General features: G+C 62.3%; 12 protein-coding genes and 1 pseudogene. 11 read left to right on the forward strand and 2 right to left on the reverse strand.

The window, feature by feature from the left end; all coding sequences use genetic code 11:
* Positions 1-460: 460 nt before the first annotated feature.
* From ACZ9HU_RS19595 to ACZ9HU_RS19645, 11 genes are read left to right on the forward strand one after another with little or no spacing between them, the layout of a single operon-like run.
* The gene (locus ACZ9HU_RS19595; RefSeq protein WP_476107478.1) at positions 461-2884 is read left to right on the forward strand and encodes a glycosyltransferase family 4 protein; all 2424 of its coding nucleotides are present in this window, start codon (positions 461-463) and stop codon (positions 2882-2884) included.
* Positions 2885-2917: 33 nt separating this feature from the next.
* Entirely contained in the window at positions 2918-4366 is a 1449-nt protein-coding gene (gene atpD / locus ACZ9HU_RS19600) for a F0F1 ATP synthase subunit beta (protein ID WP_476107480.1), read from the forward strand.
* Entirely contained in the window at positions 4363-4782 is a 420-nt protein-coding gene (locus ACZ9HU_RS19605; RefSeq protein WP_072384140.1) for a F0F1 ATP synthase subunit epsilon, read from the forward strand. Before atpD ends, ACZ9HU_RS19605 begins: the two co-directional genes overlap by 4 nt.
* Positions 4779-5066, forward strand: a complete 288-nt coding sequence (locus tag ACZ9HU_RS19610; RefSeq protein WP_083554958.1) for an AtpZ/AtpI family protein — start codon at positions 4779-4781, stop codon at positions 5064-5066. The genes ACZ9HU_RS19605 and ACZ9HU_RS19610 overlap by 4 nt, the downstream gene beginning before the upstream one ends.
* Positions 5042-5329 carry an N-ATPase subunit AtpR gene (locus tag ACZ9HU_RS19615; protein ID WP_476107484.1) on the forward strand — a complete coding sequence of 96 codons (288 nt, stop codon included), beginning with the start codon at positions 5042-5044 and terminating at the stop codon, positions 5327-5329. The genes ACZ9HU_RS19610 and ACZ9HU_RS19615 overlap by 25 nt, the downstream gene beginning before the upstream one ends.
* The gene (locus tag ACZ9HU_RS19620) at positions 5326-6015 is read left to right on the forward strand and encodes a F0F1 ATP synthase subunit A (protein ID WP_072384142.1); all 690 of its coding nucleotides are present in this window, start codon (positions 5326-5328) and stop codon (positions 6013-6015) included. Before ACZ9HU_RS19615 ends, ACZ9HU_RS19620 begins: the two co-directional genes overlap by 4 nt.
* Positions 6012-6254, forward strand: coding sequence for a F0F1 ATP synthase subunit C (locus tag ACZ9HU_RS19625; RefSeq protein ID WP_072384143.1), 243 nt, complete (start codon positions 6012-6014; stop codon positions 6252-6254). Before ACZ9HU_RS19620 ends, ACZ9HU_RS19625 begins: the two co-directional genes overlap by 4 nt.
* A gap of 9 nt (positions 6255-6263) precedes the next feature.
* Positions 6264-7016 (forward strand): F0F1 ATP synthase subunit B family protein, encoded by a 753-nt coding sequence (locus ACZ9HU_RS19630; protein ID WP_476107486.1) that lies wholly within the window; start codon positions 6264-6266, stop codon positions 7014-7016.
* Positions 7000-8517, forward strand: coding sequence for a F0F1 ATP synthase subunit alpha (locus ACZ9HU_RS19635; protein WP_476107487.1), 1518 nt, complete (start codon positions 7000-7002; stop codon positions 8515-8517). Before ACZ9HU_RS19630 ends, ACZ9HU_RS19635 begins: the two co-directional genes overlap by 17 nt.
* Positions 8514-9386, forward strand: a complete 873-nt coding sequence (locus ACZ9HU_RS19640) for a F0F1 ATP synthase subunit gamma (protein WP_476107488.1) — start codon at positions 8514-8516, stop codon at positions 9384-9386. The genes ACZ9HU_RS19635 and ACZ9HU_RS19640 overlap by 4 nt, the downstream gene beginning before the upstream one ends.
* Before the next feature lie 56 nt (positions 9387-9442).
* Positions 9443-11035, forward strand: a complete 1593-nt coding sequence (locus tag ACZ9HU_RS19645) for an oleate hydratase (protein ID WP_476107489.1) — start codon at positions 9443-9445, stop codon at positions 11033-11035.
* A 169-nt stretch (positions 11036-11204) separates the two neighbouring features.
* On the opposite strand, the gene ACZ9HU_RS19650 is transcribed toward ACZ9HU_RS19645, so the two are convergent.
* A complete protein-coding gene (locus tag ACZ9HU_RS19650; RefSeq protein ID WP_476107519.1) occupies positions 11205-12494 on the reverse strand; it encodes a glycoside hydrolase family 130 protein in 1290 nt (429 codons plus the stop codon).
* Positions 12495-12757: 263 nt separating this feature from the next.
* Positions 12758-13572 (reverse strand): annotated as a pseudogene (locus ACZ9HU_RS19655) (IS5 family transposase).
* Between the last annotated feature and the right edge of the window lie 346 nt (positions 13573-13918).

The raw sequence follows: 13918 nt of genomic DNA on the forward strand, positions 1-13918 counted from the left end.
CAAATTCCTGCCGGCGCTGTCGCAGAAATGAACATTTCCCGTCGCTTGGCTACCGGGGCAGATTTTCATTCCACGAAGTATCGCCCCAACTGCACCCGATAATCCGTGCAGAATTGCCACCCATGTTCAGGGCCGACGCCAATACGGGAGTCAGTTCTGCTGGACAAACCGACAGCGGGATGTCCGTCGCTGCGCTTAGTGACAGCACGATCAAACGATATCGGCCATTCTGGCAAGCCTCACTGGAAGCCAACGAAGCCTTGACCTGCGATGTGGCCCCTTTCCTGCAAGGGGAGCGTGTTTCACGGACAATACGTATAGTGCGGCAACCGCGACATTCGGCATGCAAGTGCCTCATCGAACTTCGACGGGCAGGCCTGGACGCATTGCGCAATGGCAATACGCGCCGCCGCGTTCGTGTTGCCGACTCGAAAGAGATCCATTTGGTTAGAGGTTGAACATGAACGGTCCCGTCCTCACTCCCCGGCCTAGCCGCATCGCTCTTATCGGGACATGCGTGCCGCGCCATTGCGGTATCGCAACCTTCACAAATGATCTCCAGCAGGCGCTGAGCACTGCCGATCCGAACGTGGCCGCGGCGACAATTGCCATGACCGACGACAAGAGTGCCTACGCCTATCCCGATCAGGTCCCGCTGGAGATTCAACACGCAGACCCCGCCTCCTATGAAGTAGCGGCGGACTTTCTGAATGTTGCTGATATCGAGATCGTCTCACTGCAACATGAATTCGGGATTTTCGGCGGTGAGGCGGGTGAGCATGTCCTCGGCCTGGTGCGCGGCCTGAAAGCGCCACTGGTCACGACGCTGCACACCGTCCTTGCCAGCCCCAATCCAGCGCAGCGCCGTGTCATGGACCAGCTCATCGCCAGCTCCGCTCGCCTGATAGTGATGGCCGACAAGGGGCGCGAGATCCTGCAGGATGTCTATAGCGTCCCGGCTGACCAAATCGCGGTGATTCCACACGGGGTACCGGATCGATCCTTTCTGGATCCAGCCATGGCGAAGCATGATCTGGGCCTGGCAGATCGAACCTTGCTGATGACCTTCGGACTATTAGGACCGGGCAAGGGTATCGAGACCGCTATCCGCGCGCTGCCCGGTCTCGTTCAGGACAACCCCAAGCTCCTCTACCTGATCGTCGGCGCAACCCACCCCAATCTGGTGCGCGACGAAGGGGAACGCTACCGCGAAAGCCTGACAGCACTCGCCAGCGAGTTGGGCGTTAGCGAACATGTCCAGTTCGTGGGCAGATACCTCTCGCTTGACGCGTTGCTGGATTATTTGGCCGCATGTGACATTTATCTGTCACCCTACCCCAACGAGGCACAGATCGTTTCCGGGACGCTGGCCTATGCGATTGCGCTCGGCAAAGCCGTTGTCTCAACGCCGTTCTGGTACGCGCAGGAGCTGCTGGCAGACAATTGCGGCTTGCTCGTCCCGTTCGAGCAGGCAGACGGGTTCGCAACGGCCATTCGCAGATTGATCGACGACGATACATTGCGAAGCGAAATTCGGACGAACGCCTATGCTCGTGGTCGGGCAATGATCTGGCCGAGAGTGGCGGAACAGTATTTCGAAGTATTTTCAACCGTCCGATTGGAGCGGCGTTCGGCAGGCGCAACCATCATCGGATTTCCACCGATCCAACCAGGCAACACCCCATTGCCACATGTCTCGACGGCCCATCTCGCTGCTCTCACCGATTCGGTCGGTCTGATGCAGCACACCAAATTTGCGGTGCCCGATCGAAGACATGGCTATTGCCTAGACGATAATGCGCGCGCGCTGCTCGTCTTCACCGAACTCGCGGCATTGCGCCCTTTGACGGCGCAAGAGGAACAGTTGCACCTCACATACGCAGCCTTTGTCGAGAGCGCCTGGTCACCACAGACCAACCGGGTCCATAACTTCATGAATTTCGATCGGACGTGGTTGGAGAGCGATGGTGCGGATGACGCTCTGGGCCGCACGATTTGGGCGCTAGGCACCGTTGCTCGGCACAAAGACGCCCGTTCGCTGGATGGCTGGGCCGCAATCCGGGTGCTGGAGATCGCGCCCGTCTTGATGGCGTGTACATCGCCGCGCGCCTTGGCCTATGGTTTGCTCGGCATATCTGCGTTCCTGGAACGCTTTCCACGCCATCGCGGATTTGAGCGCCTCAGGGGCGAGCTAGCCAATCGGCTTTTCCAGCGCTGGTCCGACGCTGCCAGGCCTGATTGGATCTGGTTCGAGGATAGGCTGGGCTACGATAATGCCCGTTTGTGCGAGGCGCTGATTGTCAGCGGCCATGACACCGGCAAGGAGCACTATCTCGATGCAGGCCTTGATTCGCTACGCTGGCTGATGAAACTGCAAACAGCCGAACGCGGTCATTTCCGGCCCATCGGAACAGAAACTTTCGGTGCCGATCATCGGCATCCGAATCCCTTCGATCAACAGCCACTGGAAGCCTGGGCGGCCGTCAGTGCCTGTTTGACCGCGGCGCGTGTCACTGGAGACGCCGTCTGGCAAGGTGAAGCGAGCCGTGCCTTTGCCTGGTTCCTTGGCCAAAACGATCTTCGCGTTCTAGTGGTGGATATCGAGCGCGGCGCCTGCTTCGATGGATTACATCCCGACCGGCGCAACGCCAATCAGGGCGCGGAATCGACGCTGGCTTATATCGCGGCGTTGACCGCGATGCGGCGCACTCCGTTTGCCCAGCCTGACTTGCCACGTATTTCGGAAATGACGACCGCACGATGTACATGCCACCTCGGCGGAGCCAGCGAGGATCCAATCGATACCGGCGCGGCTGGTAGCTGGCTTATGCCGGACGTTGAATTGGGTGTTCGATCCACGACGCAGCTGGCGACAGCCAATTGAAGCGCCCTCGATCCAGGCAGGCAGACAGTCATCATGCCCGCCACTGATCCACGTCCGCAGACCTATCCAGGCCAAACAGGCCTATCCGATGCCGGACACGTTATTGCCGTGCGCGGCCCGGTCATCGACGTGGTCTTCCCGAAGGGGAAGCTCCCGCTGGTCGACGAGGCGTTGCTCATTCACTGGGACAGGCCCGACGTGCTGATGGCGGAGGTGCAGAGCCATATCGACGATCGCACGGTGCGCGCCGTAGCGCTGCAGGCCACCTCGGGCCTTTCCCGTCATGTCGCGGTCGAGGCAACCGGCGGCCCTGTAGCCGTGCCGGTTGGCGCTGCGGTGCTTGGGCGACTGATCGACGTCATCGGCAGGATTGGCGACGGCGGAGACCCATTGCCCGCCGACGTGACGTTGCGCCCGATTCACCGCGCGCCGCCGCCACTCCATGCTCAAAGTTCCGCGACGTCGCAATTTGAGACGGGGATCAAGGTGATCGACCTGCTTTCCCCGCTCGCGCAGGGTGGCAAGGCGGCAATGTTCGGAGGCGCCGGTGTCGGCAAGACAGTGCTGGTAATGGAACTGATCCACGCCATGGTCGCGCGCTATGAGGGCGTATCCGTGTTTGCCGGTATTGGCGAGCGATCGCGCGAGGGACACGAACTTCTGAACGACATGCGCGGATCAGGCGTGCTCGACCGCACCGTGCTTGTCTTTGGACAGATGAACGAGCCGCCCGGCGCGCGCTGGCGCGTTGGGCTGACTGCGCTAACTGTGGCTGAGTATTTTCGCGACGAGCAGCACCGCAACGTGCTGCTGCTGATGGATAACGTCTTCCGCTTCGTCCAGGCCGGCAGCGAAGTTTCGGGGCTGCTCGGGCGACTGCCGTCCCGCGTCGGCTATCAACCGACCCTGGCAAGCGAAGTCGCCGCGCTGCATGAGCGAATCGCCTCCGTCGCTGGCGCGGCAGTGACCGCGATTGAGGCAGTGTACGTGCCCGCCGACGATTTCACCGATCCCGCCGTCACCGCCATTTCCGACCATCTCGACAGCACCGTCGTACTATCGCGTTCGATGGCCGCGGAGGGCATGTATCCCGCGGTTGACCCGCTCGCTTCGGTCTCGATCTTGCTCGACCCGCTGGTGGTGGGCGCCGAGCATTACCGTATCGCGGAAGAGGTGCGCGAGACGATCGCGCAATACCGCGCGCTGCAGGACATCATCTCGCTGCTCGGCGTCGAGGAACTCGGGCGCGACGACCGGCTCATCGTTGATCGCGCGCGCAAGCTGCAGCGATTCCTGACCCAGCCGTTCGTCGTCACCGAGGCGTTCACCGGTACGCCGGGGCGCTCGGTGCCCCTCGCCGAGACGCTAAAGGGTTGCGCGGCGATCCTCGCCGGCGAGGCAGACGACTGGGCCGAGAGTGCTTTCTACATGATCGGCGATTTCGAGGAGGCGCGCGCGCGCCAGGCGGGAGCCCCCAAATGAGGCTGTTGATCACCGATCCCGCGCAGATCGTCGCGGATCATCCCGATGTCGATGCGGTCCGCGCGGAAGATGCGACCGGCAGTTTCGGCATCCTGAAGGGCCATAGCGATTTTCTGACCGCGCTGGAAATATCGGTCGTCTCTTGGCGGCACGCGGACGGACGGCAAGGCTTCTGCGCGATCCGCCAGGGCATCCTGACGGTTAGCGGCGGTCGCGACGTGCGGGTCGCGACGCGCGAGGCGCATATCGGTGACGATCTCGACACGCTCGAACGCGACGTCCTAGCCCGCTATCGCGAGCGCATCGACGCGGACCGGACCGACCGCACCGCCGCCGCGCGTTTGCGCACCCAGGCGATCCGGCAGATGGTTGCGGCACTGCGCGGCGGCGCGGCCACCAGCGACATACGCCCGTGAGCGACCCCCTGCCCGACCGCGAAACCCGGCTGACCAAGGCGGTACGCGTGCGCGCCGATCGCCGCAAGGCATGGGCGCGCGACGGCGCCCCGTCGCTGGCGCGCAATCTCGGCCAGATCGGCGCGCTTGGCTGGACGATCACCGTGCCGATCCTGATTTGCCTCGCCGCCGGGCGTTGGCTCGACCATCATTTCGCCAGCGGAGTGTTCTGGACGGCGCCGTTGATAATGATCGGCGCAGTGTTCGGCGGTTGGTCGGCATGGCGCTGGATCAACAGGCGATGATGGCGGTCGCCATTCCGGCTTTCGGGTGCCTCGGCGTGGCCGCAGGCGCGATCCATTTCCTGTCCCTGCGCAAGGATGTCAACCTCGTGGTCGTCGGCGGCTCCACCTTCGCGGCACTGGGCTGGCGGCTCGGACGTCTGGCGGTCACGATCGGGACGCTCGTTTGGGCAGCAACGCAAGGAGCGCCCGCGCTCGTGGCAGCAGCAGGCGGGTTCCTGCTCGCGCGGCACCTGATCCTCCCCCGACTAAGGCTGCCATCATGATCAGCTCGCCGTTCGACACGCAAGTCCTGCTCATGGTCGGTCCGGTACCGATTACGACGCCGGTCGTCACCACCTGGGGAATCATACTGCTCTTGAGCGTAGGATCATGGCTGATCACGCGTCGCCTCGCGCTCAAGCCGTCGCGAGCGCAAGCCGCGCTCGAGCTCGTCGTCGATATGTTTTCAGTCCAGATCCGCGAGACTATGGGAGTCGCCCCGGCCCCGTATCTTCCGCTGATCGGGACGTTCTTCCTTTACCTGCTCGTCGCCAACTGGTCGTCGCTGATCCCCGGCGTCGAGCCCCCGACCGCGACGCTGGAGACCGATATCGCGCTCGCGCTGATCGTGTTCGGCGCGACGCTCTGGTTCGGGATCCGCGCGCTGGGCGTTAACGGCTATGTCCGCAGCTTCGCCCAGCCTTCGATCCTGCTCGCGCCGCTCAACCTGATCGAACTGTTCACGCGCAGCCTGTCGCTGACCGTTCGCCTGTTCGGCAACATGATGAGCGGGGTATTCGTGATCGGCATCGTACTCAGCCTGGCAGGGTTGCTCGTGCCGATCCCGCTCATGGCGCTCGAACTGCTGACCGGCGCGGTACAGGCCTATATTTTCGGCGCACTGGCGATGGTCTTCATCGGCGGTGCGGTCAGCGAAACCACTTCGATTCAGCAAAAGGCAATGACATGAATTGGATCCATTTGATAAGCATCATGGGCGCCGCGCTAGCGATCTCGCTCGGCGCGATCGCCCCCGCGCTGGCGCAAGGAAAGGCCGTCGCCGCAGCGATGGACGCTATTGCACGACAGCCAGAGGCTGCGGCCACCGTTTCGCGCACGCTGTTCGTGGGCCTGGCGATGATCGAGACCATGGCGATCTACTGCCTGGTCGTCGCATTGCTGCTGCTCTTCGCCAACCCGTTCGCCTGACCCAGAACAGTGCATATCAACTGGTGGACGCTAGCGCTCCAGGCGATCAACGTCCTTGTCCTGATCTGGCTGCTTAGCCGCTTCCTCTACCGGCCGGTGGTGGCGGCGATCGCAGCGCGTCAGGCGGCGGCCGACGCTCTGCTCGCCGATGCGGCGGCGGCGAAGGCGCAAGCGGAGACCGAGGCGGCGGCCCTCAAAGCCAGCAACACCGCTCTTGCGGCCGATGCGGAACGGCTTCGCGCCGAAGTTCGCACCGCCGCCGACGCCGACCGCGTCCGATTGCTCGAAACGGCCCAGACCGATGCCGAAAAGATGGGCGAAGCGGCCAAGGCTGGTATCGCCGCCGAACGCGACGCCATGCGCAAGGCGCTGGAGACTCAAGCGGCAACGCTTGCGGGTGACTTGGCCGCAAAGCTTGTCCAGCACTTGCCGTCGGCCGTGATCCACGAGGCAATGTTCCAGAAGTTGACCGACCAGCTCGCCGCCATGCTCGAAGTGGACCGCGCCAGAAGCTTTGACGGCATCGCGCTGACCCTCGTCACGCCCACCCCGCTCCACGACAGTGAACGCGCACGCTGCCGCGACGCCTTGGCGAAGCTCCTTCCGCTGCCACTCGACCTCGCGTTCGAGGAGGAACCGGATCTGATCGGCGGCTGCGAATTGCGCGGCGCGCACGTCCACCTCCGCAACAGCTGGCGCGCCGATCTGGACGATATGCTCGCCAACCTCGCGAAAGACGGAAACGATGCCCGAGACGCCTGAGAGCTGGCTGGAGCGCGCGCGCCAGAGCGTCGCGGCGACCGTCCTCGCCCCCGAACTGCGCCAGATAGGCCGCATCGACTCGATCGGTGACGGCGTCGCTATGATTTCCGGCCTGCCTAACGCCCGGCTCGACGAACTGCTGCACTTCGACGGTGGCCAGGCGGGCTTCGTCCAGACAATCGACGGCGAAACTCTTGGCTGCGTGCTGCTCGACGATGCCGACGGCGTGAAAGCGGGGGCCATGGTGACCGGCACCAACGCGGTTGTCCGCACGCCGGTCGGACCAGGACTCCTCGGCCGGGTCGTCGATCCGCTCGGCCGGCCACTCGATGGCGGCGCGGCCATCGCCACCGAAAGCTTCGAACCGATCGAACGCGCCGCGCCCGCAATCATCGACCGCGACCTGGTTGTCCAGCCGGTGCAGACGGGGACCTTCGTGATCGACGCACTGTTCGCGCTCGGCCGCGGCCAGCGCGAATTGATCGTCGGCGACCGCGCGACCGGCAAGACCGCGCTCGCGGTCGATGCGATCGTCAACCAGCGCTCCAGCGACATCATCTGCATCTACGTCGCAATCGGGCAGAAATCGTCGAGTGTCGCGAGGGCAATCGAACAAGTCCGTCGTCACGGCGCGCCCGAGCGATGCATCTTCGTGGTGGCGAGCCCCGCACAGGCGCCTGGGCTGCAATGGATCGCTCCGTTCGCTGCCTTCACCATGGGCGAATATTTCCGCGATCGCGGCGGTCATGTGCTGATCGTTGTCGATGATCTCACCAAGCATGCGGCCACGCACCGCGAGATCGCCTTGCTCACTGGTCAGCCTCCGGGGCGCGAGGCCTATCCCGGCGACGTCTTCTATCTCCACAGCCGCTTGCTGGAGCGCGCTGCCAAGCTTTCGCCCGCCAAGGGCGGCGGCTCGCTCACCGCGCTGCCTATCGCCGAGACCGATGCGGGAAATTTGAGCGCCTATATTCCAACCAATCTCATCTCGATCACCGACGGGCAGATTGCGCTCGACGCCAAGCTGTTCGCGCAAGGGCACAAGCCCGCGGTCGATGTCGGCATCAGCGTCAGCCGCGTAGGTGGCAAAACCCAGGCGCGCGCACTGCGCGACGTTTCGGGCAAGCTGCGCCTGGATTACGCGCAATTCCTCGAGCTGGAGATGTTCACGCGCTTCGGCGAGCAGCCCGAAGCGCGCGTGAAGGCGCAAATTGACCGTGGGCAAAGGCTGCGCGCCTTGCTCAACCAACCCCAGTTCCAGCCATTGCGCGTCGTCGACCAAACTGCGCTGGCGCTGGCACTGACACAGGGAGCGTTCGACGCGATCGCCGTAGAGACGGTCACTGAGCTACGCGCGCGCTTGCCCGCCTGGCTTGACGCGCAGGCGGCGGAGACGGTCGCATCGGTCGAGAAAAGCGGCACACTGAGCGAACCCGATCGTGCAGCGCTGATCGCAGCAGTGGGCCGACTGACCAATAGCGTGGGACAGACCACGCCATGACCGAGCAGCTCGCCGATATCAGCGCCCAAATCGCGACCGTCAGGCAGCTCGGCGCGGTGGTCAACGCGATGCGGGGTATCGCCGCTGCCCGCGCACAACAGGGTCGCGCGCTGCTGCCAGCGGCACGTGCTTACGGCGATGTCGCGGCGCGCGCGATCGAGCAGGCGCTGCTGCTCGACGACACGTCACCCGTCACGCCGATGTCGCACCGGACCGCGCCGCCAGGCGTGATCGTGTTCGGCGCCGAGCAGGGCTTCGCGGGCACCTTTGCCGATCGCGTGCTCGACAGTGCCACTTCCGCGTTGGCAAATTCGCATGTTTTCCTGGTCGGCGACCGCACCGCGTCGCTGGCGCGCGAACGCGGGCTGCCCCTCGCCGCCACCTTCGCGGCACCGTTGCGCGCTGCCGCCATCATCGAGGTGGCCGCAGTGCTGATCGAGGCGGTCACGACCTATCTCGACACCAGCGGAGCGAGCCGGATCGACTTGATATTCCCGGTCTGGACCCCCGGGAAGGGCTTAAAGGTCACGCAGCGCCGCCTGTTGCCGCTCGATTTTGCCAGATTTAGCAGTGTCACCTCCACGTCACCGCTGATCCAGCTACCTCTGCCAAAATTGCTCGATTGTCTGACCGAGGAATATGTCTTCGCGCAGATCTGCGAAGCCGCCACCGAAAGCTTCGCCGCCGAGAATGAAGCGCGTGTCTCGACGATGGCATCCGCTAGCACCAATATCGCCGCTAAGCTCGAGACGCTGCAAGCGCTCGAGCGGATGACACGCCAGGAGGCGGTTACCGCCGAGGTGGTAGAACTGGCGTCGGGCGTTCGCTCGCGACGGCATCGACAGGCTGCCCGCGACAAATACCGATGACGTTGGTCAACCAAGCCCATCGCCCAAACCGAACTCCCCCAGCCAAAGAGGTCCGCATGACAAAGCCCGATCGCAGCCACACCCGCGCCCACCTCGTCGGTGGCGGGATCGCTTCGCTGGCGGCAGCCACCTTACTGATCCGCGACGGCGGACTTTCGGGGCACACCATCACCGTTTATGAGGAGCTCGACCGGGTCGGCGGCAGTCTCGACGGGTCGGGCGACCCGCACACGGGCTACATGGTCCGCGGCGGGCGGATGATGGAAAGCAAATATCTGTGCACCTACGACCTGTTCTCCTCAATTCCGACGCTCGACGGGAAGCAGTCCGTCACGCAGGAAATCTTCGAATGGAACGAGGTCATCAAGACCGGTTCCAAGTCACGTCTAGTGCGGGGCGCTAACAAGATCGATGCGCCCGAATTCGGCCTGTCAGAGCGCCACATCCTGACGATCGAGAAGCTGGCGATCGAACCCGAGACGCTGCTCGGCGACAGCCGGATTTCCGACCATTTCGACCAAGCGTTCTTCAAGACTAATTTCTGGTTCATGTGGTGCACAACCTTCGCCTTCCAGCCATGGCACAGCGCGATCGAGCTGAAACGCTACCTCGTGCGCTTCACCCACATGGTCGCCGGGTTCAACGAACTGCACGGCATCATGCGGACGCTTTACAATCAATATGACTCGCTGGTGCTGCCGCTGCGCAAATGGCTCGACGAGCGCGGCGTGGTGTTTCGCCTCGGCAGCAAGGTGACCGACATCGCGTTTGCCGACCGCGACGGCACGAATTTTGTCGAGAGCCTGACCTGCGAAAGTGGCGGCACGACCGAGCAAGTCGAAGTCGCGCCCAGCGACCTGGTGATCGCGACGTTGGGATCGATGACCGAAGGCGCCGCGATCGGCGGGATGGATAGCCCTGCGGCGCTTAACGACAAAAGCGTCGGCGGGGCCTGGGCCCTGTGGGACAAGATCGCCGCCGGCCGCCCCGAATTGGGCCGGCCCGCCAAATTCACCGACTATGTCGATGAATCGAAATGGCTCTCCTTCACCACCACGCTGAAGGACTCGGCGCTGTTCGACCGGATCCGCGATTTCACTGGCAACGTTCCGGGCGAAGGTGGCCTCATCACCTTCGTCGATTCCAATTGGCTGATGTCAATCGTGCTGCCGCACCAGCCACACTTCATTGGCCAGCCCGACAACGTGCAAGTGTTCTGGGGCTATGGCCTCAGCGTCGATGCTCCCGGCAATTACGTCGCCAAGCCGATGTCGGCCTGCACCGGGCGCGAATTGATGCAAGAATTGCTCGGCCACCTGGGAGAGATCGACCAGGCGCAGACGAGCCTGGAGGGCGTGATCTGCCTGCCATGCATGATGCCCTTCATCACCAGCCAGTTCCTCAATCGCGCCAATGGCGACCGCCCGCAGGTCCACCCCAAGGGCTATGCCAACTTCGCCATCACGGGACAGTTCTGCGAACAGCCCGATGACGTCGTCTTCACGGTCGAGTACTCGGTGCGGTCCGCTATGTCGGCTGTCTATGCGCTACTCGATATCGACCGGACCCCGCCCGCAGTGTTCAAGGGACAACTCGATCCTCGGAACCTCTACAAGGCGTTCCGCGCCTTGCATGACATGAACGATTGAAGGTTGGGACGATGGATAGCCGGTGGGCACAGCGGGTTTCAAGGGCTCTGACATAGCGACGAGGTCTTGCGGAATGCTCGGGACCGCCCGCCCGTTCTGAATTGGAGTCCGACTTCCCGGAAGGGCACCACCATCCGAGCGGTAATCGATTCTCATCAACTGAAGTAGCCTACTCCATCACACTCAGGAGGTTGTCGATCGAGACCGTAGCGAAAGCAGTGAAGCTGTCCGCAATCGCATAGGGTAGAAACATGGTCCGATCCTGAACGAGCGCACCGCAGCTATAGACGACATTGGGTACGTACCCGTCCCGTTCGTGCGGACTGGGCGCCAGGACCGGGCGCGGAGTCCGCGCCAGCAGCTTTGACGGATCATTCTTGTCGAGGAGGCATGCGCCAATGCAATAGTTGCGCACCGTGCCAACGCCGTGGGTCATCACCAACCATCCTTCGTCGATTTCGATCGGCGATCCGCAATTGCCCATCTGCACGAATTCCCAGGGGTAATTTGGCGTAATAAGCTTTGTGCCCCCTTCCCAGTTGAGCAATGAATCGGAGAAATGAAGCCAGATATTCTTGCCGTCCTGACGTCCAAGCATGGCGTATTTACCCGCAATGCGGCGAGGGAAAAGGGCCATGCCTTTTCCGCTCGAGGCCTGGCCGGTCAGAACGCGCATTTCGAACGATCGGAAATCGGTGGTGGTCAGCAATTCCGATCGCACTTCGCCACCGCTAAAAGCGGTATATGTTCCATGATAGACTATGCTGCCGTCATCCTCGCAGAAGCGCACAAGGCGCGTATCCTCAATGCCCTGCCTCTGGCTCGGCAGGACCGGAAAAAGCACCGTCTCCGAGATCGTGCGACTGCCGGCGCAGCACAGGCGTGCTGCTATCCCCTCTCCTCTCCCGCACGTATCGATAAGGGGCGATACAGATGTCGGGCTGGGATCATCGATCAAAAGTGCGCCGCCCGGTGTCCAGGTCCCGGTGCGGAACGTCACGGAGGACACATGTCCCTCGCCAATGCCTCGCAGCGACATTACGAAACGGAGGGTGTTTTCGGGGAGACCGGACTGGTCGGGGTGGAGTACCGCGCTTGGGTTGAACAAGGCGGCGGCCTCGTACGCAAATTCTTCGCTGAAGTAGGCGCCGATCAACCGCCGCTGCTTGGCGTTGATACGACCCACACCCTCGATACCGCCAGCGACCTCCTCGAACCGCCGAAGCAGCATCGTATCCACGTCACGGTGGTTTTCATCCAGAGACAATGTGACGCCTTTTAGCTGGCGCGCCAATTCAACCTCGTCAAGCGCCACGATCAGGTCCACGGTCTCTTGGGCACGTGACGTGCCGCCGGCGAAGTCTCGTGGGTAGTGCGGATCGAATGGCCGAACGACGGTCCGCGATGGATTGGGTCGAAGAACGCAATCATAGAAGTTAAGTTTTGCGCGTTGGATCATACCGACCGGCTCCCCTGTGCGTTCCTGCTTAATCAACACTGCCACTCCTCGTTGGAAAACGTATCGCAGCCGACTGTGGTATTCGGTGTAGCTTCCGTTCGCGGGATTGTGGACGGAAAGGCGACCCTTGCCCAGAAATCTGCCCGTAAACCCTGTGCTGTGAGGGCCTATAAGTAAATTCCGCAGAAGCCGGTTTTCCCGGTCGGGTATGTTTCTCTTTAAGATAAGCCATCGATTTCGTCGAAATCTCAGACGATTATTTATTAGGTTTCGTGGACAAAGGGTATCCACTGCAGGACTGACACGAGATTGACAAAGCCGAGGTAAGATTCCTTGGTTTTGTCGTATCGTGTTGCGATGCGCCGCCAGTTCTTGAGCTTGTTGAACAGGCGCTCGACGAGGTTGCGCCAGCGATATTTTTCGCGGTCGTGCGCGATGGGCTCGCGCCGGTTGCTCTTGGCGGGTATGACCGCTTCGACGTCGGCTTTCGTCAGTTCCTCACGGATGGCGTCGGCGTCATACCCCTTGTCGGCCAGCAGCGCCTCGATCTTGTCTGCGATCATGCGGAACAGCGGGCCGAAGCCCTGTATGTCGTGACTTTGCCCAGGCGTCAGGACAAACCCGAGAGGGCGCCCTTTTGCGTCGCATCGGGCGTGGAGCTTTGTGCTGAAGCCACCTCGCGATCGACCAAGAGCCTCGGTTTCCTGAGTCCCCTTTTTATGCCGACAGCACAATGATGTGCCCGGACCACGGTGCTATCGATCATGTCGGCGGTGACGTCTCGCTCGACCATTTCCGTCAGCGTTTCCAACATCGCGTCGAACACGCCGGTCGATACCCAGCGCCGGTAGCGCCGGAACACGCTGTTCCATTTGCCATATTCGTCAGGCAGGTGGCGCCATTGCGATCCAGTTCGGGCAATCCACATCATGCCCTCGAAATACAGCCGGTTGTCCTGCGCGGGGCGGCAACCCCGCCCCCTTTCAGGCGGCAGCAATTCCCCGATGATCGCCCACTCGTCGTCCCTCAGTCCAACCCGCTCGCCCAAGGCCGCCTCCAAAAGACAGCCTTGAATCAACCGACGAGTATTCTGTCAACCTTTGTCCACGAAACCTAGTGGATATCGAAGATGTTTGGGGCAGGCAGACAGACGAATTGCCGGGACGCTCAATCCACGGTCGAGGCTCTTGTCAATTCGAGCCGACCGCGCGTGGCGGTCACCCTTCCGTGAGGCAACATCCGTGACCTTAAAATACGGAGAAGGACCGCCGAAAATTTGATGAACTTCGACACAGTCGACCTGCGCTCCATCGGCCTTGCCTAGGGACCCGACCAATCCGCCCGCATCTATACAAACGATCTTTCCACGCCTGAAGATTGCATGCCCAACGCCTTATGCAACAAGCGGCATGCTTTCAAAAACA

The organism is Novosphingobium sp. Sphag1I (assembly GCF_056279125.1).

What these genes read in the sequence shown, in the direction of transcription:
- ACZ9HU_RS19615 (WP_476107484.1), top strand. Translation starts at nt 5,042, where the DNA reads ATGGCGCTGGATCAACAGGCGATGATGGCGGTCGCCATTCCGGCTTTC.
- ACZ9HU_RS19645 (WP_476107489.1), top strand. Translation starts at nt 9,443, where the DNA reads ATGACAAAGCCCGATCGCAGCCACACCCGCGCCCACCTCGTCGGTGGC.
- ACZ9HU_RS19595 (WP_476107478.1), top strand. Translation starts at nt 461, where the DNA reads ATGAACGGTCCCGTCCTCACTCCCCGGCCTAGCCGCATCGCTCTTATC.
- ACZ9HU_RS19625 (WP_072384143.1), top strand. Translation starts at nt 6,012, where the DNA reads ATGAATTGGATCCATTTGATAAGCATCATGGGCGCCGCGCTAGCGATC.
- ACZ9HU_RS19620 (WP_072384142.1), top strand. Translation starts at nt 5,326, where the DNA reads ATGATCAGCTCGCCGTTCGACACGCAAGTCCTGCTCATGGTCGGTCCG.
- ACZ9HU_RS19640 (WP_476107488.1), top strand. Translation starts at nt 8,514, where the DNA reads ATGACCGAGCAGCTCGCCGATATCAGCGCCCAAATCGCGACCGTCAGG.
- ACZ9HU_RS19650 (WP_476107519.1), bottom strand. Translation starts at nt 12,494, where the DNA reads ATGATCCAACGCGCAAAACTTAACTTCTATGATTGCGTTCTTCGACCC.
- ACZ9HU_RS19605 (WP_072384140.1), top strand. Translation starts at nt 4,363, where the DNA reads ATGAGGCTGTTGATCACCGATCCCGCGCAGATCGTCGCGGATCATCCC.
- ACZ9HU_RS19635 (WP_476107487.1), top strand. Translation starts at nt 7,000, where the DNA reads ATGCCCGAGACGCCTGAGAGCTGGCTGGAGCGCGCGCGCCAGAGCGTC.
- atpD (WP_476107480.1), top strand. Translation starts at nt 2,918, where the DNA reads ATGCCCGCCACTGATCCACGTCCGCAGACCTATCCAGGCCAAACAGGC.